The sequence below is a fragment of the Dyadobacter sp. 32 genome, from assembly GCF_902506755.1.
Lineage (GTDB): Bacteria > Bacteroidota > Bacteroidia > Cytophagales > Spirosomataceae > Dyadobacter.
Genome location: NZ_LR735258.1, coordinates 2,043,480 through 2,065,508, shown reverse-complemented (window position 1 = coordinate 2,065,508; position 22,029 = coordinate 2,043,480). Strand labels below are relative to the sequence as shown.

At 45.9% G+C, this 22,029-nt stretch carries 20 protein-coding genes; 8 read left to right on the top strand and 12 right to left on the bottom strand.

Annotated elements, in window-relative coordinates:
* Positions 1–108 precede the first annotated feature (108 nt).
* Both DYADSP32_RS08245 and DYADSP32_RS08240 read right to left on the bottom strand, forming a co-directional pair.
* Positions 109–303 carry a YwbE family protein gene (locus tag DYADSP32_RS08245; RefSeq protein WP_149244925.1) on the bottom strand — a complete coding sequence of 65 codons (195 nt, stop codon included), beginning with the start codon at positions 301–303 and terminating at the stop codon, positions 109–111.
* A 30-nt stretch (positions 304–333) separates the two neighbouring features.
* The gene (locus tag DYADSP32_RS08240; protein ID WP_149243173.1) at positions 334–2,577 is read right to left on the bottom strand and encodes an FUSC family membrane protein; all 2,244 of its coding nucleotides are present in this window, start codon (positions 2,575–2,577) and stop codon (positions 334–336) included.
* A gap of 250 nt (positions 2,578–2,827) precedes the next feature.
* On the opposite strand from DYADSP32_RS08240, the gene DYADSP32_RS08235 reads away from it, so the two are divergent.
* The 3 genes from DYADSP32_RS08235 (at position 2,828) to DYADSP32_RS08225 (ending at position 4,756) form a co-directional block, all read left to right on the top strand.
* A complete protein-coding gene (locus tag DYADSP32_RS08235) occupies positions 2,828–3,409 on the top strand; it encodes an HPP family protein (RefSeq protein WP_149243174.1) in 582 nt (193 codons plus the stop codon).
* Between the two features lie 216 nt (positions 3,410–3,625).
* Entirely contained in the window at positions 3,626–4,180 is a 555-nt protein-coding gene (locus tag DYADSP32_RS08230) for a GNAT family N-acetyltransferase (protein WP_414617620.1), read from the top strand.
* A gap of 36 nt (positions 4,181–4,216) precedes the next feature.
* Positions 4,217–4,756: a GNAT family N-acetyltransferase gene (locus tag DYADSP32_RS08225; RefSeq protein ID WP_149243176.1), complete on the top strand. Its 540-nt coding sequence runs from the start codon at positions 4,217–4,219 to the stop codon at positions 4,754–4,756.
* 161 nt (positions 4,757–4,917) lie between these two features.
* Here the strand turns inward: DYADSP32_RS08225 and DYADSP32_RS08220 are convergent, their stop codons facing one another.
* The 4 genes from DYADSP32_RS08220 to DYADSP32_RS08205 all read right to left on the bottom strand — a co-directional run bounded on the left by DYADSP32_RS08220 (position 4,918) and on the right by DYADSP32_RS08205 (position 9,590).
* Positions 4,918–5,523, bottom strand: a complete 606-nt coding sequence (locus tag DYADSP32_RS08220) for a Uma2 family endonuclease (RefSeq protein WP_414617619.1) — start codon at positions 5,521–5,523, stop codon at positions 4,918–4,920.
* 127 nt (positions 5,524–5,650) lie between these two features.
* The gene (locus tag DYADSP32_RS08215; protein WP_149243178.1) at positions 5,651–6,898 is read right to left on the bottom strand and encodes an asparagine synthetase B; all 1,248 of its coding nucleotides are present in this window, start codon (positions 6,896–6,898) and stop codon (positions 5,651–5,653) included.
* Between the two features lie 376 nt (positions 6,899–7,274).
* Positions 7,275–8,981, bottom strand: a complete 1,707-nt coding sequence (locus DYADSP32_RS08210; protein WP_149243179.1) for a hypothetical protein — start codon at positions 8,979–8,981, stop codon at positions 7,275–7,277.
* A 444-nt stretch (positions 8,982–9,425) separates the two neighbouring features.
* The gene (locus tag DYADSP32_RS08205) at positions 9,426–9,590 is read right to left on the bottom strand and encodes a hypothetical protein (RefSeq protein WP_414617618.1); all 165 of its coding nucleotides are present in this window, start codon (positions 9,588–9,590) and stop codon (positions 9,426–9,428) included.
* A gap of 146 nt (positions 9,591–9,736) precedes the next feature.
* Here DYADSP32_RS08205 and DYADSP32_RS08200 point away from each other — a divergent pair, with 146 nt between their 5' ends.
* Positions 9,737–9,946, top strand: coding sequence for a hypothetical protein (locus DYADSP32_RS08200; protein WP_149243180.1), 210 nt, complete (start codon positions 9,737–9,739; stop codon positions 9,944–9,946).
* Positions 9,947–10,316: 370 nt separating this feature from the next.
* Positions 10,317–11,693 (top strand): Gfo/Idh/MocA family protein, encoded by a 1,377-nt coding sequence (locus DYADSP32_RS08195; protein ID WP_149243181.1) that lies wholly within the window; start codon positions 10,317–10,319, stop codon positions 11,691–11,693.
* A gap of 137 nt (positions 11,694–11,830) precedes the next feature.
* Here DYADSP32_RS08195 and DYADSP32_RS08190 read toward each other — a convergent pair whose 3' ends face one another.
* The gene (locus tag DYADSP32_RS08190; RefSeq protein ID WP_149243182.1) at positions 11,831–12,232 is read right to left on the bottom strand and encodes a hypothetical protein; all 402 of its coding nucleotides are present in this window, start codon (positions 12,230–12,232) and stop codon (positions 11,831–11,833) included.
* A gap of 150 nt (positions 12,233–12,382) precedes the next feature.
* Here DYADSP32_RS08190 and DYADSP32_RS08185 point away from each other — a divergent pair, with 150 nt between their 5' ends.
* Positions 12,383–12,583, top strand: a complete 201-nt coding sequence (locus DYADSP32_RS08185) for a hypothetical protein (protein WP_149243183.1) — start codon at positions 12,383–12,385, stop codon at positions 12,581–12,583.
* Positions 12,584–12,626: 43 nt separating this feature from the next.
* Here DYADSP32_RS08185 and DYADSP32_RS08180 read toward each other — a convergent pair whose 3' ends face one another.
* From DYADSP32_RS08180 to DYADSP32_RS08160, 5 genes are all read right to left on the bottom strand, one after another.
* Complete coding sequence (locus DYADSP32_RS08180) at positions 12,627–13,952, bottom strand: TolC family protein (RefSeq protein ID WP_149243184.1); 1,326 nt, start codon at positions 13,950–13,952, stop codon at positions 12,627–12,629.
* A gap of 44 nt (positions 13,953–13,996) precedes the next feature.
* Entirely contained in the window at positions 13,997–17,098 is a 3,102-nt protein-coding gene (locus DYADSP32_RS08175) for an efflux RND transporter permease subunit (RefSeq protein ID WP_149243185.1), read from the bottom strand.
* Positions 17,099–17,134: 36 nt separating this feature from the next.
* Complete coding sequence (locus DYADSP32_RS08170; protein ID WP_149243186.1) at positions 17,135–18,232, bottom strand: efflux RND transporter periplasmic adaptor subunit; 1,098 nt, start codon at positions 18,230–18,232, stop codon at positions 17,135–17,137.
* Positions 18,233–18,354: 122 nt separating this feature from the next.
* The gene (locus DYADSP32_RS08165) at positions 18,355–19,605 is read right to left on the bottom strand and encodes a chorismate-binding protein (protein WP_414617617.1); all 1,251 of its coding nucleotides are present in this window, start codon (positions 19,603–19,605) and stop codon (positions 18,355–18,357) included.
* 52 nt (positions 19,606–19,657) lie between these two features.
* Positions 19,658–20,083 (bottom strand): hotdog fold thioesterase, encoded by a 426-nt coding sequence (locus tag DYADSP32_RS08160; RefSeq protein WP_149243187.1) that lies wholly within the window; start codon positions 20,081–20,083, stop codon positions 19,658–19,660.
* Positions 20,084–20,167: 84 nt separating this feature from the next.
* On the opposite strand from DYADSP32_RS08160, the gene DYADSP32_RS08155 reads away from it, so the two are divergent.
* Both DYADSP32_RS08155 and DYADSP32_RS08150 read left to right on the top strand, forming a co-directional pair.
* Positions 20,168–20,812, top strand: a complete 645-nt coding sequence (locus DYADSP32_RS08155; protein WP_149243188.1) for a histidine phosphatase family protein — start codon at positions 20,168–20,170, stop codon at positions 20,810–20,812.
* Positions 20,813–20,922: 110 nt separating this feature from the next.
* The gene (locus DYADSP32_RS08150) at positions 20,923–22,002 is read left to right on the top strand and encodes a histidine kinase (protein WP_149243189.1); all 1,080 of its coding nucleotides are present in this window, start codon (positions 20,923–20,925) and stop codon (positions 22,000–22,002) included.
* The last annotated feature ends 27 nt before the right edge of the window (positions 22,003–22,029 follow it).

Sequence of the window (22,029 nt, the reverse complement as noted above, 5' to 3'; positions counted from 1 at the left end):
GTTCGGATATTTGTAGTTCGTCGGTAACTTATTTAGCTATCATGCAACAGTAGGGGCTGGTAAAGAATTCCTTGGAATGGTTTAAGAATGCATTTGGAACTGGAAATCTTAGTTTTTGATCACCTTAACCCTCCCTACCGCACCCGATTCCAGCCTCACTTTAATGCCATGGGTATGTTTTGGCGCACTGGTAAGAATATCCTTTACGATACCTTCCGTAAGTTTTCCACTTTTCTGGTCTTGTTTAAGCACAATTGAAACCGAAAGTCCGCGTGTGATATTTTTTCGTTCTGTTCCGGAAATAAGCTCCATCGGTTGTATTGTTTAGTGATTTTAGCTGATTGCTTTGGCAGGTGTTATTTTTTGAAGGATCTTGATCTCATCAATGGTAATCGTACTGATGAGTTCAAACAGGCCATTGATGGTTTTTAAGGTCGACAAGGCCTTTCTGGCTGGAGATTGTTGCGATTTTTCGATTCCCATCTCCTTGATTTCCTTTTTACGCATCGTGAGCAGTTCCAGAAGCTTTTTGTTCTGCGGCAACGATTCTCGCATCACCTCAGGGCCGTTCTGGCTACTGCCGTCAATGATCCCAGTGGCCGACTGAAACTGCCGGTCGATCTGCCTGATCATGGGTTCAAACTCTTCGAAAATATACGCATCACCCTCGTTTTGGGCGTAGGTAGACAGCGACGCAATGTAGGAAGTTAGCATATGACTGGTAGCTACAAACTGGTGATATTCCTCCATTTGAAGCTGTTGTTTTTTTGGGTCAGATAACATGCGTTGGAAATTATCCGAAAGGTTTGCCATGGCGATAATGGCGTCTTTTCGATATAGTTTTAAGTCATTGATAGATAGCTTCTTACCTGTAAAGGTTGCTGCTACGTGATCAAAATATTTCCGGTTGGCAATCAGTGCAGCCTTCATATACTGATTGATCTGCGTGTGTTCCCAAACCGGCAGGACGTATGCGGAGATAAAATACGCGATAACGGATCCAATTATTGTATCAATCACCCGGTCAATGAGAACAGTGGATATATTCTGGGGATTCAGGAAGTTGAACCATAGTAAAACATAGACGGTAATACTTGCGGAAGCAACAAAGTAATTGATCTTTAAAAAACTATAGGCCAGTATCATCGCGATCATCAGGAGTACAAAATGAACGGTGTTGTCTTCGCTCAGGTAAAGCGTCAGAAATCCTATCAGAGCACCCAGCGCGGTGCCGGCAATCCGATACAGATTTCGTTGTTTGGTGATGCTAAACTCCGGCTTCATGATGGCCACAATGGTTAACAAAATCCAGTAGCCGTGCCCAAAATCGAAAAACATGGATACGAGATAGCCTATCATCAGCGCGATCGTTACACGGAGCGCATGCCGGAAGTGACTCGATTTCAGCGACAGGTTGTCGAGCAGGATACGTGGGTGGTATTCTCTCTTGGGGATAAAATTTTCCAATTCCACATCCATCCGATGTTGTTGTCCCAGTTCAGTATCATAGGTGGTGGCCCTGTGTAGCTTTTTAACCCGCTCAGTAATGTCTTTCAGGCTGTTCAATATCTGCCTCAGCATGATGTAATCTTCCATATTTTCATGGGTCATCCGATCTTGTCTCATTCTTTCAAAAGCCGATTGACATTTGTTGAATGCTTCATCCAGGTCGTGTTTGGGCCTGGAGGAAACGCCACTTTGTACGGCTATCCCGATTTGCTGTATTTCGGCAGCCAGCCAGCTGATGTAAGTTCCAAAAAGGCGGAGCACTTTACTGTCGTCAAAAGCCCGGTGGAGGTTTGCGTAATTTTGTTGTGAATTAAGGATCTGCTCAAAAAGGTCGATGCTGTCGAGGAACATCAGCATCAGGATCCGGCTTTTATTGGTCGATTCTGCTACGATTTCCCGTGTTTTAAAAAGAATTTCGCGAAGATTTTCATGGTTTTCCCTCAGGATCACCTGCTGGTGGATTATTTGATTGAATAGTTCATCGTAATCCGGTTTGGCAAAATAGTAACCGGCTTTAATGGACAGCAGCTTTCCAAGCTCCACAAAGTTCTCTCCCAGAAGTTGTTGAATGAGCTTATAGGGTCGTAGTTTTTGAACAACAAAGAAAAGAATCAGATACCAGAATCCACCTGCCGTGAAAATGCAAGCATTACGCCAGACGGATTCTCCGCTTAAATGGTCGTCAATGTTGAAAACAAATACGAGCAGAGAAATAAGGCCGATACTGTTAACCCGGTTGCCGTAAACGCCTACCAGTGAAAACAGCATGCCAAAAAGTACAATTTCAGCAAAGACTGCAAAATGTATGTGGCGGAGAAAACCGGTGACAAAGATTACAAAACAGCAAGTGAGTATGGCAACCAGGATGGAGTTTCGGCGACGGACGAACGGCCCCGGGTTATCGGTGACCCCAATGAGCAGTGTGCCTAATGGAAAGGCAATATAATCGCCTAAAACTCCGTAATGATGGAAGATGAGGCATGGAATTACAGCTCCAAAGGTAAGCCGGACCCCCGTGTGGAGATAATGACTTGTAATGAATTTTTTGAACTCGTCGAGGTAATTCATGGGTACCAATGGTAGCTTGTACAATACTACCAATATAAAAGTTTACTATAACAGCTACTTGCCTGATTTTACACAAATTCTGTTCCTTCCTGCATGGGGTCTCGAAATTCAATTTTGCATTTTTTCCGGATAAAGAAAATTTAAAACCTTAAAAAATATAGTCAATACCTGAATTAACTATTAAATTTGAACCCTGAAAATGACTTAATGGTTTCAAAGCCAGGGCTTCCCAATATTAATAATTTGAGTTTTGAAGAAAAGGATTAAGCGAAACGTACGCCTCGCACGTTATGTGGTCTATAAAGAAACACTGATAGATTTCAAAGATCACATCTGGACGTTCATCGGATCCTTTTTGGGTATCGGAATTATTGGCTTTATTAATCAGGAGCATTTTGCGCAGACTGACAATTTGTTTCTTATCGGTTCATTTGGTGCCTCCTCGGTGCTTATATATGGGATTGTCAACAGTCCGCTTGCTCAACCAAGAAACCTGATCGGAGGCCACCTGATTTGTGCATTTGTGGGCGTTACGGTTCATTATATCATCCCGGATCAACTTTGGCTGGCCTCCGCTTTTGCCGTATCGCTGTCCATCGTACTCATGCAGATTACAAGGACCTTACATCCGCCTGGAGGGGCCACCGCTTTGATCGCGAACATTGGTTCTGTCAAGATCACCAGCCTGGGTTATTGGTATGTGCTTAGCCCTGTGCTCTCTGGTGTGATGGTGTTACTGCTGGTGGCGTTGCTGGTTAACAACCGCGCCGCCCACCGTAAATACCCCGCAAATCCCAATTGGTACAAGATCTGGGAGCGACGGTATCGTTAGAATTCATCCGGGTTTGGGTTCCAGTTTGATCCTGCTATAGCGCGATTTGTTAGCCACGTATTTGCCTGCTTGAAAATGCGTTGTTAAGTGTTAAGTTTAGGTTGCCGAATGATTAGGGTATGCAGGTTTGGCTACGAGGTAGTTCATTTGCAAGATGTATTGCGTAAAATACTGTATCGAAACCCGTTACGCTGGAACTCTCTGGATAAATTAAATATGATTGACCTGAATTTTGAACCGTTTCCTGTGCTGGAAACACCCCGATTATTACTGCGCAAAATTTCTATGAAAGATGCCGCAGAAATTTTTAACATCCGGAGAAATCCCATCGCAATGCGATACATAGGTCGTCCATTGCTGCAGTCAATGAGCGAGGCTCAGAAATTGATTGGGGAATTTCAGGAGGGTATTCGCGACCAGAAGAACATCATCTGGGGTATTTCGCTTCAGGGCACCTCGAAGCTCATCGGAACCATTGGCTTTCGTACCATAGATGCAGGTAATTTCCGGGCAGAGATCGGTTATGTTATTGACCCTGAATTCTGGGGCGCAGGATATGCAACGGAGGCAATTGCTGTTGTGATCCGGTATGGTTTCAGGGAGATGGGGCTTCATAGTATAGAAGCAAGAGTGAATCCTGAAAATATAGATTCAAGTAAGGTTCTTTTAAAACAAAAGTTTGTGAAAGAGGCACATTTCAGGGAGGACAGTTACTTCAACGGGCGTTTCAGAGATACCGAGGTTTATAGTCTTATTCATTCAGGTAAATAGTCCCGCATCAATTTTTTTCGAAATGAGGAGTCAAATATGAGCGACACAACACATCAACAGGAAAAGGAAGGTTTTCATGAAAGGATTCTCTGCCTTATACAGTCCGAAGGTGATCCGTCCATCGGGATCGTAGATTTTACAGCCCAATACGCTAAGGCTTTCTATGAGCTGAACCACGGTTGGATCTCGGAGATTTACGAGGTGGAGCCTGAAGACGAAAAGATATTATCTGATCCTGAGGCCTATTACCTGGAAGATGGAGGCGCAATTCTGATTGTACTTTACAAGGATGAACCCGTTGGCACTTGCGCCCTGAAACGCAGAGGTGAGGATGTGGTGGAGATGAGTAAAATGACCGTGGCGAAGCGCATGCGGGGAAAAAGGATCGGTGAATTATTGTGTAAAGCAATACTAATAAAAGCCAGGGAAATCGGAGCCAAAAAAGTGGTCCTTTATTCAAACAGGAAAGGCTCTGCGGCCGGTGTGCGCTTATATCTGAAGCTTGGCTTCGTGGAAGTGCCCCTGGTGGAACGGGAATACAAAAGGGCTGATATTAAAATGGAGTTAGACCTTTAGTTATAATAAGGCCTAACCCCGCTGGTTTAGGAAAGGTCTGTTTACTTTTGTTTCAAAGTCAGGCAGATAATGATCTTGCAATCATATAGCTACTAAGGTGAAAGATATCGCTGAAAAGCACGTGCGATAATTTTGTTGTATTAAAAAATGTTAAAAAAATCTTACCGGAAAACCTCATGCAAATCAATTACTAAATCGGGAAACAGGACGGATCGCAAGGTGTCGGTGGCGGGTTGGAGCCCGATATATACATTGTTTTCGTTCAGTACGTAAACAAATACTGCATTTTCCGTGGGTTCCACAAGCCAGTATTCGCGAACGCCGCTCTCTTCATACAATGCGAACTTGTCATTCAATTCCCTTCTGGAGTTGCCGGGCGACAGGATTTCTATCACCAGGTCTGGCGCTCCGAGGCACCCTCTTTCATCCAACTTGTTTTGATCACAAACCACACAAAGATCGGGCTGGACTACAGTATGAATTTTATTGTTAGCAGAGGATGATTCTGTTTTGCTTAGTCTCACATCGAAAGGCGCGTAGAATATCTGACAATCATGCTGTTTGAAAAATGAACCCATTTCCAGATACAGTCTGCCTGAGATTTGCTGATGTCGGGTTGAAGGAGCCGGAGACATTTTGAATATCTTGCCCTTTATTAATTCGAGACGCTCCTCGAATCTCCAAAGCAAATAGTCAGCATAAGTATATGATGCCTGTAAATCCAGCTGGTTAATGTCTGTGAGCAAAGTTGCCATATTATGAGTCATGTTACAGGGTAAAACTACCCATTTTTGCTTTAAGCGCCAACCAGGCATATTTGTATGGGAGGCGGATAATGCATGCAGTACAGCAGGCGCTAGGCCGTTGAATAACAAGTGATTCTTGCAGCGCGGGCTAGGTCTTGCGCTTCTTTTTCTTGGCCGATGGAAAGAGAATATTGTTTAAAATCAGTCTGTATCCGGGCGAGTTCGGGTACAGGTTCAGGTCGGTCGGCATGCGATGGCTCCCGCCGCGGCCCTCGGGGTCATGACCTCCGTAAAAGGTCCATTGCCCCTTTCCCACTTCTCCGTAAATGTAGCGATCGGCCCGGTTGCTGGTACCCATCACCAATACTTCCGGTTTTACGGTTGTTTTATTAAAGGCAGTGGTTTGACCAAAAAATTCGCGGATCAGATTTTCGTGATTCTGAACGAGCATGGATGGAATCACATCCCATTTGGCTGAAAACTGGAAAAGGGAGAAGTATTCACTCGCATCTCTATTCCAGTACCGTCCTCCTGCCGAGGAGTTAATGTCTGAAAAGATCATTCCTTCGTAATCGTCTGTCTGTAATTTGAAATTGTAAAAAGCGAAAGTCTTCTCGAAGTTTAGCTTTGATTGCGCTTGGGGATCGGCACCGTCGCCATCCAGGTTTTCAACGATGTCAACGCCTTCGGCAGCTAACGCAATGTCGAAGGTTTCGGCCCCTGAGCACATGGCAAACAAAAAGCCGCCACCCGCACAAAACTCCTTGATGCTTTTGGCCACCGCCAGTTTCATTTGCGACACTTTTTTATAGCCAAGCCTGCTTGCCAATGCTTCCTGGGCTTTGACGTCACTTACACTTACGCGCCTCATGTTTCGCCCGAATTGTCCGGTAAAATCTTCATGGTGCAAGTGCAGCCAGTCATATTTAGGCAAATCTCCTTTCAGTATTTCTTCGTCGTAAATGATTTCGAAAGGGATTTCTGCGTATTTAAGAACAAGCAAAACGGCATCTGTATTTTCAAATTCGGAAGCGCTGATCTTACTTGGTGTATAAACCGCGATTTTTGCCGCCGTGTGTAGTTTGATCACCTCCATGTCCACATCCGTCCGCCCTATCTGAGCGGTGATCTGCTGGCTCTCTCCGTCGGATATTACTTCGTAAGATACAGCACGCAGCCGACATTCCTTTTCGACAGCTTTACTATAAGCAACCCTGAAACTTCCCCCACGGTAATTGAGCAGCCATTCCACGTCCTGGTCATCTTTCAAAAGCATATAAGCCAGTCCATACGCTTTCAGATGATTGGTCTGCGCTTTGTCCATGGGAATCAGAACGGAGTTTGCAAAAGAAAAGGAGGAGAGGAATACCAGCAACACAGGAATCAACTTTTTCATAGTCGGCACTGGTTAGGGATTTCGAAGAAAGATTGTTGAGCGAAATCAAATTTACTAATAATCCGGATTATTTATTTGAAAATGAGTGGAATAGGCGAAGATTTAATGTGCGTGTAAAATTGTTCGGTAAACAGTATGGTCTACCATGGTGATTTGGGGTGGGGATTTTATTTTCTTAAACGGGAGGAACGTTATCGGGACCGGCTGAAACAGCAACACGACATTTTTAATCCTACTGCCTGTTACCTGGATGTCCAGGCGCTGTAAGTGAGCCAAATCAGGAAGAGGGTAGTGGGAGGTTGAGAGAGAAATGGCGTTAGCACCACATTCGGAAATGTCGTGCTAACGCCATACAATTCTTAGGGACGGTTCTCCCCTAAGATATTTTAATTACATGCCTGAATGGCGTAAAGCCTGTGAGATAGGCTGACGGCGCATCCATGGCGGGCAGTGAAGCGCGCAGCGCAATGTTTTTGTGCAGGGACAGTCCCGGCCCGAAAGAAACGGTATCCTTATCGGTCGCATAGCTGCCTGTGCCTTCTTTGAGCAACCAGGAATCTTTTGCGCTTTCGATTTTTGTCAGGCCCTTAAAGGCGCCTCCAGGCCGGAATATCAGTTCCCAGGTAACGGGCACACGTTCGGTTCCCGAGGTGGATATCTCAACCTCCATGCCATTTTCTACTTCCCGGATCTCAATTTTCGTTTCAAGTTTCTGAATTTCGCTTTGTGGCCTGTCTGCCCGGGACATTTTATCCCAGTCGCCATCTGGTGATATTTTTTCAGGGGGAAGTGGCTGATAGTAGGGACCTTCCAGCGACTGTGTCAGTACCCATCCTTTGTCTGTTTTTACTATGGACTCAGACTGAAACTGGCCTTTACCAAAAAAAGATGAAGCAAAGCGCATGCCCTGTAGTACGGCATTACCACGCATAAAAGTGAAAAATACCGGGTTTTTGGCGATCAGTGTGCTATCCCAATTGTTTCGTCGTATGCGGACCAATCCCGAGTTGGAGAAGGTCTTTACGTAATCGACAGGGTAGGGCTTGGCAGCTGGAAGCGGGGCCCACAGGGTTGGATCAGCCAGGAAGTAATCAATATTTCCCCCGATTTTTTTGCCGGCAGTCTTCTCGATAAGCTCACACATGGCCGCATAGGTAGGATTTTTATCCTTGATCGCGAAGTATCTGTAAGGATAATAATAATTTTCGAGGGTTCCGATCAGGGCCTTGTCCTGCCTGCCCGAAGCGTCCGTAACGACCTCGCCGTTTGGGTGTACAAGGTACATGGTCATGTCCAGATTACGTCGCACAGCATCCAGGATATCCGTTCGCTGGAGTCCGGTGCCAACGGTAATCAGCACCCTGTCGGTAAGCGACGAATATATATAAGTACTTTTTTCGTTGTATTGTCCATCTTCGTCAATATCCAGATGTTCGCCAAGCCATTGGTTGATGCGGGCAACATACTTGGGGTTGGGCCATATATTGTTGAGCCTGGTTAAAGCCGCCGAAACCACCCACCGGTGATTAGGCGTATGTATCCCGCCCACGGTAAGTGCATCTCCACCGCGCATCAGAAAAGTTTTGAGATTGGCCAGCATCTTTTCGTACCCGGGGGTTTTAGATTTTTCAATCAGCATATACGATACGGCCAGTCTTTTTACCAAAAAAGCCAAGTCGGGTGTTGAGTGAAAATTGGTTATATGCAGGTCAATCGTGCCATCAGCATGCTGGGTTTTGATGAGATACAAAGCGGCCAGATTCATGTCTTTCAACAGTTCGGCGGATTGGTAGTTACGGGATGTGGGTGATGAAATGGTGCACGCTCCGTACTGAATGAAGGAAGCGGTGCTATGTGCGTTTAATATATCGAAACCATCCCTTAAGCCTCCCAGATCAGGGCTGGATGTGTCCTTAACCTGTAGAGGTCTTAACGAATCTACCGCATTGTCTGCATTTTTTACCAACTCCAAAAGCCACGGGGGCATTTTATCAACAGGAGCCGGTGTAAATCCAGTCAATCCTAAAACAGGAACAGCGCAGAGGGTTGCGGCAGTATTTCTAACAAATTCTCTTCTATCCATTGTAATAAAAAGTTGCTTTCAGGATAAAGGGGAAATAGAAGCCGGGTTACTTTTATAAAGGGGAAATTTTATGCCATCCGGTCAATGAGCAGGAGCGTTAAGCTTAACGGAATTGGGCCATTGGCCCGTTGATGTAAGTTTTGAAATACCGTAAGTCATTTATAAACAGATAAATAAGAATTTGAGTCGTTTTTTTTAATCTCTTTTTTTTCTGGCTTCTAATAAATAGAAGTTTTCGGTCTGAGTGACCGGTTGCTTGTCACTTGCTGCTTGAGCGCTTTCGTTTTTTTTGTTTCAAAGTGGAGATACAGGATGGCGCAATGCCTATCGGTTCCAGGCTGAGGAGCATAAAATTTTCCTGGAACGGTTGCTTGAACATGCATTTCCCCGCCATGTGTGCGTACTAGCAAAGGCATGAGCTGGTTCCATATCAGTATTTTGCACTTACTGAGGGTTTTCGGAGTCGTCGTGGTTGGAGAAGCCTGTAATGAACCTGATCAGCCACATGACCAGTAAAAATGGAGACAAGATAATGGTTGTTAACGTCGCCGCAATGGCCATGATCAGACCCACCAGGCTCCTCACGATTATTTCAATCCATTTACTCATTTTGATTTTAGAGGAGTTTAACTATTTAAAGAATCAAATATACTTATCCGGATTGTAAATAGATGATGGGTTGTAATTTTATTGAGGTTGGTGTACCCGACTGGCATGGTTATTTGGACAGATTGTTTATACCAATTTTGAATGTTATGAAAAAGTCATCAGTAGTTGTTGTGTGGATTTTGAAGTTTTGGATGGCCTTGTCGTTGCTACTTGCCGTAGTATTCTCATCCATTCTGGCTGCACCTTTTATGTTGGTTGGATATATAATGGATTTTTACACGGGGCAGAATAAGTTTGTTCCAGGCAAAATGTCCCGCGTTAACAGTCCATCCAAACTAGGATTATCAAATCTGTAATTTAAAAGTGTAATGTATAAATTGTTGCCCTGGCCAGCCCGGTCGGGGTATTTTTTTGCCGGTAGGTTTCATAGCAAACTGGTTGTCCGAAAATCAGAAATTTATCAAAAATGAGGTTGGAAGTAGATGTGGCCGCCGCCTCGTCTGAAAGGTATCTACATCTGCTAGATACGGATGTGAGGTTGATCTACGATAGCATATTGCATTATAATGTGGCTTGTGGCACGTGCCAGAGCTAGCTGGCCGCTAAATCTGCTAATTTTTTGAGTACTTTTTGATTGTTCAATAGTAAATTTTTAATATTCAGGTTTTTATATAGGTTAGAGCCCACATCACATTCACAAGCCTTACTTCCTGAATTCTTATTTTTATGAAAGAGATCATTCCGCCATTATCCCGAAGGGAATTTTTACTTGGTGCTGCGGCTGCGGCTATTGCGCCACCACTGATCATGAACGCTCAGGCAAGGGCAGCTGTTCAAAACGGTCGACTCAGGCATGCTTCGATCGGCGTAGGTGGTATGGGAGCAGGCGATCTTAAAAACTTCATGTCGCATGGCAAGGTAGATATTGTTGCCTTGTGTGATGTGGATGAAAACAATCTGAAAAAAGCGGCGGCACTTAATCCTAATGCACGATTGTATGCCGATTGGCGTGAATTGCTCGCTAAGGAAAGTGCGAATATCGATTCGGTCAGTGTTACAGTTCCGGATCATAATCATTTTCCTATTGCGTACTCTGCCATTAAAGCGGGTAAACATGTGTATTGTCAGAAACCCATGTGCCATGACGTAGCCGAAGTGCGTGTGCTTACCAAAGCGGCCACCAAGGCGGGTGTCATTACACAGCTAGGCACGCAGATCGCATCCACGGCCGGTGACCGTACCGCTGTACAGTGGATCAAGGATGGGTTGATCGGTAAAGTGAAAAATGTGTACCTGTGCTCCAACCGTCCAGGCGCAATTGATACGTACCGGCTTGTGGGGCCCCGACCTGCCGAAACGCAGGAGCCGCCTGCGACTTTAAACTGGGACCTTTGGCTGGGAACGGCTCCCGTTCGACCTTATGCTCCGGCGATTTACCATCCAAGTAAATGGAGGGCCTGGCAGGATTTCGGAACCGGATGGTCCGGTGATATCGGCTGCCATATTTTCGACGCGGTGTGGAAGGGACTGGGCCTGAAATCTCCGAAATCTGTGGTTGCAGAGGTGCAAAAATCCTGGGAAGATTCTCCAGAGCGCCGTGGCGACACCTGGCCCCAGGGTGACCACATCACATGGGTATTTCCGGGTAACAAGTTTACCGCTTCCAAAGAGCTGACCCTGGAGTGGTTTGACGGGCTGATGTACCCGCCGGAGGAAGTACGTGCGTTGTATTCCATTGAAAAATATCCGGCCGAATCGGCCATGCTGGTCGGAACGGAAGGTGCCTTGTTGATCCCGCATGGCGGGACGCCGGTGTTGCTTCCGGAAAATAAATTTCAGGACAAAACATTAAAGCGCCTGGAAAGTCGTAATCACTATCATCATTTTGTAGATGCCTGCCTGGGAGGAGAAAAAACGGAATCTCACTTTGCGCAGTCTGGCCCCATGACCGAAGCCATATTGCTTGGGACCGTTGCCATCCGTGTTCCCGGGCAGTTGTTGAAATGGGATGCAGATAATATGAAATTCCCCAACCATCCCGATGCAGAAAGATATCTGAGCAGGATCTATCGGAAAGGATGGAATATCAGGGAAGCGTTTTGATATTACACGCCAATAAGAAGTGAAGTAAGGGTGGGTTTGATAATAGAACCCACCCTTCTTTTGTGAAAACGTGCCTTCGTGCCAAAATGACGTCCCTTCCTAACTTCAAAATGACACATTCCAAAAATAAACTCCCGTTACCGCGGAACTGTGTTAAGTGTATTGTGATCCAACTTTGTTCCTTTTTCAAAAAATAGGAGATACCCTCGGCCAATATCATTGTGCCTTATAGCAGGGTTACCCCAATATTTATCCAGATAGTTCAACACCTCGTCTACCGTCTCGGGAATGGGGTCGGGCAAAGGAGCCGTTGGAGAATACCCAAATATTGGTTTGGCTATTCGCTGCTCCAGAATTTCTTTCACCACCGCGAAGACAGCACTTTTTAGTTCAGGGTCTTCATTGTCTCTTTTTTTATCAAATCTATCAAGCAAGTGGATGATGTGACTAACATTTTCAAAATTTGGATCATCTTTCGCAAGTCCAATGATCAATTCGAAATTATGTATTTCTTCTTTTTCTATCATTTTGGCAAACATAATCTTGAATTTATTGATTAATTCTAAATTCACCAATTGACCTGTTATTTCTAAAATAATGAATCGTAAGATTATAGTTTGGATTATGTCAATCAGGCGGGCTGTAAATTCAATGGAGCCAACTTCTAATATTCTGTATCAGGCCAGAGCATGAACGAAGCCCCGTTGCTGGGGACCGTCGCCATCCGTGTTCCAGGGCAGCTGTTGAATTGGGATGCAGATAATATAAAATTCCCCAACGATCCCGATGCAGAAAGATATCTGAGCAGGATCTACCGGAAAGGATGGAATATCAGGGATGCGTTTGGATCAAAATCTGAGGGCTTTCACGATATGAGATGTAGACCGTGAAGGTCGTCACAGCGTGCATGCTGTTTCATGGCGGGGATTGCGATTACTGAAGTGTGTTACTAATTCTTTTCAACTCAATTTCCGCCGATTTTGCGGCAAAGTTAAGGTTGATCATGCGATAGCCTGCGTCTTCAAAGCTACGTTGCGCTTCACGAACATCAATAATTGTGGCCTGAATAAGCTGGAAACGCTGTAAGGTAAGATCCAGTAATTGGCGGCTCAGATCATAATTTTCTTTTTGTGTCGCCAGTTGTTGCAGGGAGCTTACATAGGTCTGGTACATTTTTACGGTTCCGGAAGCATAATCTCTTACGAGCACATCCTTCTGTATCTGGGCATTGTTGGTATTTATTTCCGCCACCTGCTTCTGTCGTTTGAAGATGGATCCGTTGTAAATAGGGATGCCTATCGCGATACCTGCATTAGGGCCTACCACCTGGTTCAGGAGCGTGAGTCCGGCGCCTGTCTGGTTTCTGGAATAATTGTATGCGGTATTGAGCCTCACTGTTGGGTACCGTAACGCAGCCGTTTCGCGCACAAGCAGCTCGTTGATGCGGATCTGATGGTCGGCGGCTTTTACATCCGCATTTACCGTAATCCGGTCCAGAATGGCGTCGAGCTGTAAGGTCTGATCCACCATAATGGTGTCTCTGATAGCCAATGGCGCTTTGGCGTCTAAGGTAAGCAGTCTCAAAAGTTCTGTTTTAGCGACTGCAGCCACCATTTGCTGATCCATTAAAGTTTGGGTCAAGGTGTTCAGATCGATCTGTGCCTGAAACAGATCCGCATTATTGGCCATTCCGGCGCTTTTTCGCACCTGTAGAATTTCAAGACGTTTTTGAGATGCCTCGATCGATGTCTGAATGGTATTGATGTAGCTTAGCTGGCGAACCACATCGTAGTAACTGGTCATCACCTGGGCTATGGTGTTTTGTACCTGAGCGTTCAACAGTTCCGTACTTTGAAACTGGGTTTCTGCTAATCGTTTTTTTGTGGAAACAACCCTTTGGCCATTGTATAGAAGTATACCTGCCGACAAATTGGCCTGTGTGTTATTACCGGTAGCGCCTCTCCGGCTTATTTTGACACCTGTATTCAGTTCCTGGTTCACATCTGTGACCTGTTCGGTATTGGAAAGTGCCCCGGTTATAATCGGAAGCCCACCCGCAATGCCATAATTGTTGAGGATCGTACTGATATCCACATTGTTTTTTGCAACCTGAATCTCGTAACTATTCTTCAGCGCAATGGCTATGGCTTCATTCAATGTAAATCGCAGCGTGTCACCAGCTTGCTGGCTAAGCGCTTCCACGGAAACCAGGAGAAGCAGGATTACTGTTTTAATAGTTTTATTCGAAATCGGGTTCATGCAAAAAACCTGTAAATGGATTGAAATTGAATTTGTTTCTGTACTTAAACGGCCGGGCCAGCGGCGATTTCTTCCGCCATTTTTTGTTCTGCCGTTTTTTTATTCTGTTTTGGGGAAATAAATGTATACACGGCAGGTATGACAAATAAGGTTAGGATTAACGAGAACGTTAACCCGCCTACGATCACTACGCCCAGAGGCACACGGCTCGTTGCCGAGGCACCCAGTCCCATCGCAATCGGCAACGCTCCAAACGCGGTTGCCAGGCTGGTCATCAGAATAGGGCGGAGGCGTTGGGTAGCCGATTCCACCACGGCTTCCATGCGTTTTAATCCCTGTTCCCTTTTCTGGTTGGCAAACTCTACGATAAGGATACCGTTTTTGGTAACCAATCCGATCAGCATAATCATCCCGATCTGAGAGAAAATGTTGATTGTAAGACCAAAAATATAAAGACTCAGCAGGGCACCTGCCAGCGCCAGCGGTACCGTAATCATAATAATGAAAGGATCCGTAAAGCTCTCGAACTGACCTGCAAGCACCAGATACACCAGGAGCAATGCAAGTGTGAACGCGAAACTGGTGTTGGAAGAGCTTTCCTCAAAATCCCGCGATTGGCCGGTCAGGGAAGTCTGGAAACTTTCATCCAACAATTTGGCAGCAATCGCACGCATAGCGGCTACGCCGTCACCAATCGTACGACCTTCTGCAAGTGAGGCCGATATGGTTGCACTTTTGTATCTGTTGTAATGGTATATGGTAGGAGGTCCGCTTTCCTCAGCCATATTTACCACCGCGCTCAGCGGTATGCTTTCACCACGCTCATTTCTCACAAACAATTTCGAAATATCTCCGGGCTTGTCCCGCTCATCACGTTCAACTTGCCCGATCACCTGATATTGCTGTCCGTTCATGATAAAATAGGCAAGTCTTCTGCCGCTGAATGCGGATTGGATGGCCGCTGCAACGTCACTGGTAGACAGGCCCAGATCCCGTGCTTTCAAGCGGTCAATGGTGAGCCTTACCTCAGGTTTGTTGAATTTTAAGTTGACATCGACATTCTGAAAAACAGGATCTTTTCTTGCTTCATCCAAAAATTTCGGCATCACTTCTGAGAGTTTCGAAAAGTCAAGATTCTGAAGAATGAACTGTACTGGTAATCCTCCTCTCGAGCCCTGGCCCACTGAAATGGTTTGCTCCTGTGTTGCAAAAATTCTCGCATCGTTGAATTCGGATGCTTTTTTGTTGATGGCACTGGCAATGTCGTTCTGGCTACGTATCCTTTCTCCGGATGGTACCAGGCCCACACGGGCCATGCCGCTGTTAACCCCTGATCCTCCAAAACCGGGTGTGGCCGAAAAAGTAAAAGACTTTTCCGGGATAGAATCGTTGAGGTAATTTACGACCTGATCGGTAATGCTCTGCATCTGGTCGAAGCTTGTTCCTTCGGGGGCGGTCAGGTTCAGACGGACACTATTGCGGTCTTCCATGGGCGCCAGCTCACTCTGAAGATTGGTGAACGTAAACCAAATCAATGCACCGCATGCAGCCACGAGCACCCAAGCCGCCCACCTTACTTTCATGAATCCTTTCAGGCTGCGATTGTAGCCATCTTCCATTCCGGTAAAAAATGGTTCCGTTTTATTGTAAAACCATCCATGGCCGGAATTTTTTCTGTTGAGCACCACATTGAGTACCGGTGTGATGGTCAGAGAAACAAAGGCGGAGATTAAAACAGCCGAAGCAACAACGATCCCAAATTCCCTGAACAACCTCCCCACAAACCCTTCCAGAAAAATAACGGGTAAAAACACAACGGCCAGCGTCAGTGAAGTAGAAATTACCGCAAAGAAAATCTCCTTACTTCCCTCCAGGGCTGCCTGGCGGATGGGAAGGCCGCCTTCGAGCTTCCGGAATATGTTTTCGGTAACAACAATACCATCATCCACTACAAGTCCCGTTGCCAGTACGATTCCTAGCAGGGTGAGTATGTTGATCGAAAAGCCGAATAAATACATCACAAAAAAGGTGGCTACCAACGAAATAGGTATATCTACCAGAGGACGCACCGCCACAAGCAGATTTCGGAAAAAGAACAGAATTACGATTACCACCAGCCCAAACGAGATCAGAAGGGTTTCTTCAACCTCCTTGATCGATTGCCGAACGAGACGTGTGTTGTCTATCAGCACATTAAACGAAATGTCGGACTTGTTCGATTTCTGAATTTCTGCCAGGCGCTTGTTGAACTCATCCGATATCTGGACGTAGTTAGCACCAGGCTGCGGAATTACCGCAAGACCTACCGACAACACACCGTTGTACTTCCAGCTTTGTTCATAATTTTCCGGTCCAAGCTCCACTTTCGCCACGTTGCTCAGCCGCACGATTCCAGTGCTGTCGTCCTTGATGACCAGGTCTCCAAATTCCTGTTCGGTGGTCAGGCGGCCCATGGTTCGGATGGTAAGCTCCGTGTTGTTTCCGTAGATTTTTCCTGCCGGAAGTTCCACATTCTCGGCGCTCAGCGTATTGCTGATGTCGTTAAAGGACACGCCGTAGGCGCTCATTTTGTCGGTATTGAGCCAAATGCGCATCGCGAAGCGTTTTTGGCCGAAAATGTTGATCGCGCTCACACCATCAATGGTCTGGAGGCTTTGCTGCAGCACGTTTTCAGCGTATTCGCTCAATTCCAGTATTCCCTTGGAGGGACTCTGTACGGCCAGCAGAAGGATAAAATCGCTGTTCGCATCCGCTTTGCTCACGACAGGCGGCGCGTCAATATCTTGCGGCAGGTTACGTTGAGCCTGGCTTACTTTGTCGCGGACGTCGTTGGCTGCCGCTTCCAGGTCGGATTCCAAATTAAACTCAACCGTGATGTTGCTGTTCCCGACCTGACTCGACGAACTGATCGTTTTGATTCCGGGAATTCCATTGATGCTCTTTTCAAGTGGTTCCGTAATCTGGCTTTCGACGATATCGGCATTTGCTCCCACATAGCTCGTGCGCACGTTTACAATGGGCGGGTCAATCGCCGGGTAATCGCGCAGGGAGAGGAAATTGTACCCAACCACCCCGAACAGAATGACAAGCAGGTTCATTACTACGGCAAGAACGGGCCGGTTAAGCGATAATTCCGATATATTCATACGAATTGTTTCATTGAAAGGTCATCCCCAGATACGTTATTCTTCGCTGACCTTTAAGCTTCTCACACTCCTCACTTTAAGCGGCGCATCGGGGCGGGTAAAAAGAACGCCTGATACCACCACCGAATCCCCTACGCTCAATCCCTTGGTTACTTCCACATTGTCGGCCTGCCTTGCACCGGTCTCAATGGTTACAAAGGAGGCTTTGCCATCTTTCACAACCACTACCTTTTTGCTTTTTGATTCAGGGATGATGCTGTTGGCCGGTATCAGAATGCTGCTTTTATCCTGATTGGACTTCAAATACACTTTGACAAAGGAGCCGGGACTTGTGGTGCCGGCGTTGAGCAGCGCTCTTACCGTTATATTTCTAGTGCTTTGGTTCACCTGTGGTTCTGTCGCAATGATCCTGGCCGTTTGCATCTGCTCGGAAGTCTGATCGATCGAAACATCCACAATGCCACCTTTAACCACATATTTTTGATAAACTTCCGGAATGGTGAAATCAATTCGGAGATTGGAAAGCTGCTGCATCGTGGCAATCACATTATTGGGCGTCACAAATGTACCAGCGCTTACCTTACGAAGGCCAATCACTCCCGTAAAAGGAGCCCTGACGATGGTTTTGGCAATCAGCGCTTTGGTGTAGAGAATGTCTGCCTTAAGCGTGTTTACCTGATTCACTGCAACGTCATAATCCGCCTGGTTTATTCCATTTATATCCAGAAGCTTTCTGATCCTTTGCTCAGTGGTTTCGGCCAGTTCAAGCTGCACAGCCGATCGGTTGGCCTGTGCTTCAAGATCCGCACTGTTGATCCGGGCAATTACGGTGCCTTTCTGAACCGTTTTCCCCTCCGGCACATCCAGAAAGGTCAGCAATCCACTTACTTCCGGGCGTAGTTCGGCAAATTCATTCGCCACCACTGTGCCATTCACTTCCACACGTTCTGTGGTACGCTCTATTTTAGCAATAATTACATCTACCGTTGTAGGACCAGCGCTGTTTTTTTGTTTGAAGGTATCTTTTTTCTCTTTACAAGAAATGGATAAGAGTAACGTACACGTGACCAGAGTGTAAAACAGGCCGGAACGGAGGCGGCTTAAATATGCCAATTCGAAAAAGTGTAGATTCATAAAGGTTGTATTTCCAGGCATACTATTAAAATTGTGCCATTTTGCAGCCCAATTTTAGGGTTTAAAATTAAATAACGTTTTGAGCCATTTCTACTTTAAAAGTTTGGCTATATCCGTAAATATCAGAAATCCTGTCCGATTATTTTTAGTAGCGTCTCGCATTTTAACTCGGTTTCGTCCCACTCTCTTTCAGGGCTGGAATCTTCGGTAATACCCGCCCCGGCAAAAAACGTAGCCTTGCCATCTTTAAGCCGCACTGTCCGTAAGTTAACATATAAATGCGTCTCTCCGTCCACTTGTACTGGTCCCAGAAAACCACTGTAAAAGGAGCGATCGTATCCCTCGATTCCAGTGATAAATTTCAAACTGGGCTCCTTGGGAACCCCGCAGACTGCAGATGTAGGATGCAGCAGGCGCAGCATGACAGAGGCCAGTTCGGGGAAGTTTAAAGCCGTTGTATCCACTTCGAAGTCGGTCCTTAAATGATATAAATTTCCCGCCAGGACTGTTTTTGGCCCGGTCTCCCGGTATTCTCGTAATCGTATTTTTTTAAAACATTCTACAATGTACCGGCTCACCAGCGCCTGCTCTTCTATCTCCTTCTGTCCCCAGCGAACGTCATAACGGGGAATCAGACTGCCCTGCTTTTCATGAGCGCTTTGGGTGCCGGCAAGTGACATCGTGCGAAAGGTGCCATCCCGCTTTTGTTCAATCAGGGTTTCCGGGCTGGCTCCGAGCCACAATTCTCGCTTTTCAGGCAGATTGACAAGGGAAACAAAGGCATGCGGATAGGCCTTGGCAAGATTATAAAAGGAGCGGGCTGGCTGAAAGTCTTCGGAATAAGTAAGCTCTTTGGTACGGGATAGCACCACTTTGTCAAACTGCCCTTGTTTTATTGCCGCCACGGCAAGTTCTACGGTACGTTCAAACCGGGTTTTCGTGTCGTTGTAAAGAATGGGTTCCAAGCTCGAAACAGATGTGTGCCGGAGCTGTAGATGCCCACCCGACTGGATGGCTTTGGCAGCGGAAACAATCTTCCTGAAAACCGGATGCTCTTCGCCAAGGTTGTTAACGACAGAGACCTGAGACCCCGATTCTGAAAAGGTAATGATGATATCACCAGTCATAAACAGAACCTCCTGCTCAGCCTGCCATTCAAACGGACTGAGCATGAAACCAGAAGATAGTTTTTCGATTTCAGGTTGGCAATGATAGCCCGTGTGACTGGTGGATATAAGAAGCCTTACATCCTTGTGATGCGGTAGTTTCCATAATGCCGCAGGAAAACCCATTTCTTTAGCAGCTTCCCACAATACATCCGCCTGTAAACCTTCCAGAGCTGCGTATCTTACTTCTATATCAACGGATACCATTTTAATACCTAGTGATGTCACCAATAATTAACCAATTTTCTGCAAATTACTTCTAACGATCCGCATCTACAATAGCGACCGTAAGCCGACTGATGCAGACGAGTTTGTTCTGCTCGTTTGTGATCTTTATTTCCCAGAGATGGGTGGTGCGGCCAACATGAATGGGCGTTACTCTTCCATAAACAAACCCCTCCTTCACCGAACGCACATGGTTGGCATTGATTTCGAGACCAACGGCAAGTTGTTTTTGCTCAGGCTTCATGCACATAAAGGATGCAATACTTCCCAGCGTTTCTGCCAATACCACGGACGCACCTCCATGCAAAATGCCAAATGGCTGATGGGTTCTATGATCCACCGGCATTTTGGCCACAATATAATCTGTTCCGATTTCGATAAATTCGATACCTAAATGATTGGAAATTGTATTCTGGCTAAAAGAATGAATGGCTTCAAGTGATAATGTATTTGTAAACATATATAAAAATTGTATAATTTTGTGTCTGCCAAAATAGGCTAAAACAAAGTATTTGTAAAATCAATATTTAAATAGTACAATAATTTGAAAAGAAAGTCTATCTACCTTATTCGTCACGGCGAAACGGATTTGAATCGGCAAGGCGTTGTTCAGGGAAGCGGAGTGGATTCCAAGCTGAACGATTGGGGGCAGGCCCAGGCAGATGCCTTCTTTAATGCTTATCAACATGTACCCTTTGACAAAATTTATACTTCTGCTTTACAGCGAACACATCAAAGTGTTCGCGGGTTCATTGCCCAGGGTATACCTCATGAAAGTTACGCAGGACTCAACGAAATTTCGTGGGGTGTAAGAGAAGGCAAGGAGCCCAATACGGGTGACAGCCAATATTATCGTGAGCTGGTAAATAAGTGGAAAAATGGAGAGGTGAACGAATCGGCCGAAGGGGGAGAAAGCCCTGAGGATGTCCGCAACAGACAAATCCCGGTTATTGAGACCATACTTTCACGTCCGCACGAAAGAAACATTCTCATTGCCATGCATGGTCGTGCTATCCGGGTTCTGCTCACTACGCTATTCGATCAGCCGTTGGTCAGGATGGATGATTATGACCATAGTAATTTGTGCCTCTACCGGATTAATTACTCCTATGACACACAGCGTTTCGAACTGGAGGTTTCCAACGACATTACCCACTTACTTTCACTGGAAATTCCCCAAACCATTTAAAACCCGCTTATGGGTTATCATTTTCCTTTGGTGTATTTAAGGGAATATCTAATTTAGTCCTATTTACTTTTGTGAGCTAATCTGCTGTACTTTCGCAGAAAATGTTTCTTATGTCCAAACGGCGTATTTACTGGACGTTACAGATCATCGGGTGGAGCGTACTGATCATGTTCGAGTATGTGCCCTATGTGCTTGAGTATGGCTTTGACTGGGATAATTTTTACAACGCACTTATCAATATCGTGTTGGGCATTATCCTTACGCACACCTACAGGCTGGTGATCAGGAAGTGGAACTGGTCGTCCCTGCCACTTCCGAGCCTGGGATTCAGGGTGGTTGTTTCTGCTTTGGTTCTCGGCCTTATCATGGCTCTGATTAATCAGCCACTCGACCGCCACACTTTGGAACAGAATCTGTTGGACCAGCCGCTGGTATTTTGGGGATATGTATTGAGCTGGTGGAAGAGTCTGCTGGCCTGGATGCTTTCTTACACGGTGTATCATTACCTGGAGCAGACTCGTCTTGCCGATTATGAAAAGATCATGCTCACAATGTCCATGCGTGAGGCTGAGGCAAAAGTTTTGAGATCGCAGCTCAATCCCCATTTCACTTTCAATGCGTTGAATAGCATCAGGGCACTTGTGTATGAGGATCCTGCAAAAGCGCAGATCGGGATTACACAATTATCCAATATTTTACGAAATTCGCTTCTGGCTGACCGCAGGAAAACCGTTGACCTGCAGGAAGAGTTACGTACAGTGGAAGACTACCTTGAACTTGAGAAGGTCCGCTACGAAGATCGTTTGCAGTATAAGATTCTGGCGGATCCTCATACCGTTTACTGGCAGGTACCGCCTATGATGCTACAGACGCTCGTAGAAAACGGTATCAAGCATGGTGTGGCAAAAGAAATGGGAGGAGGCTTTGTGGAATTGTCTTCGGAAATTGTAGACGATGTGCTGTTGATCATCATTCGCAATTCGGGCAGGCTGACCTCTACTGAGTCTACATCTTCGGAATCCGGAGGAGTAGGACTTAAGAATACCGCAGAACGCCTCTCGGTACTGTACGGGAAAGGGGCTTCTTTCAGGATTTTTCAGGAAGACGAAAAAACCGTTCGATCCGAAGTAAGGGTGCCCACCATGTCGGAAAACCCTGTGATCTCCGCTAAGGAGATCAGGTCTTTTTGAGGTCACGTGCAAATAATTTTTTAAAAC

Excerpts from the sequence above, each read along its gene's own strand:
- DYADSP32_RS08240 (WP_149243173.1), bottom strand. The coding sequence starts at position 2,577 with ATGAATTACCTCGACGAGTTCAAAAAATTCATTACAAGTCATTATCTC.
- DYADSP32_RS08230 (WP_414617620.1), top strand. The coding sequence starts at position 3,626 with ATGATTGACCTGAATTTTGAACCGTTTCCTGTGCTGGAAACACCCCGA.
- DYADSP32_RS08225 (WP_149243176.1), top strand. The coding sequence starts at position 4,217 with ATGAGCGACACAACACATCAACAGGAAAAGGAAGGTTTTCATGAAAGG.
- DYADSP32_RS08220 (WP_414617619.1), bottom strand. The coding sequence starts at position 5,523 with ATGACTCATAATATGGCAACTTTGCTCACAGACATTAACCAGCTGGAT.
- DYADSP32_RS08215 (WP_149243178.1), bottom strand. The coding sequence starts at position 6,898 with ATGAAAAAGTTGATTCCTGTGTTGCTGGTATTCCTCTCCTCCTTTTCT.
- DYADSP32_RS08210 (WP_149243179.1), bottom strand. The coding sequence starts at position 8,981 with ATGGATAGAAGAGAATTTGTTAGAAATACTGCCGCAACCCTCTGCGCT.
- DYADSP32_RS08205 (WP_414617618.1), bottom strand. The coding sequence starts at position 9,590 with ATGAGTAAATGGATTGAAATAATCGTGAGGAGCCTGGTGGGTCTGATC.
- DYADSP32_RS08200 (WP_149243180.1), top strand. The coding sequence starts at position 9,737 with ATGAAAAAGTCATCAGTAGTTGTTGTGTGGATTTTGAAGTTTTGGATG.
- DYADSP32_RS08195 (WP_149243181.1), top strand. The coding sequence starts at position 10,317 with ATGAAAGAGATCATTCCGCCATTATCCCGAAGGGAATTTTTACTTGGT.
- DYADSP32_RS08190 (WP_149243182.1), bottom strand. The coding sequence starts at position 12,232 with ATGTTTGCCAAAATGATAGAAAAAGAAGAAATACATAATTTCGAATTG.
- DYADSP32_RS08185 (WP_149243183.1), top strand. The coding sequence starts at position 12,383 with ATGAACGAAGCCCCGTTGCTGGGGACCGTCGCCATCCGTGTTCCAGGG.
- DYADSP32_RS08180 (WP_149243184.1), bottom strand. The coding sequence starts at position 13,952 with ATGAACCCGATTTCGAATAAAACTATTAAAACAGTAATCCTGCTTCTC.
- DYADSP32_RS08175 (WP_149243185.1), bottom strand. The coding sequence starts at position 17,098 with ATGAATATATCGGAATTATCGCTTAACCGGCCCGTTCTTGCCGTAGTA.
- DYADSP32_RS08170 (WP_149243186.1), bottom strand. The coding sequence starts at position 18,232 with ATGAATCTACACTTTTTCGAATTGGCATATTTAAGCCGCCTCCGTTCC.
- DYADSP32_RS08165 (WP_414617617.1), bottom strand. The coding sequence starts at position 19,605 with ATGGTATCCGTTGATATAGAAGTAAGATACGCAGCTCTGGAAGGTTTA.
- DYADSP32_RS08160 (WP_149243187.1), bottom strand. The coding sequence starts at position 20,083 with ATGTTTACAAATACATTATCACTTGAAGCCATTCATTCTTTTAGCCAG.
- DYADSP32_RS08150 (WP_149243189.1), top strand. The coding sequence starts at position 20,923 with ATGTCCAAACGGCGTATTTACTGGACGTTACAGATCATCGGGTGGAGC.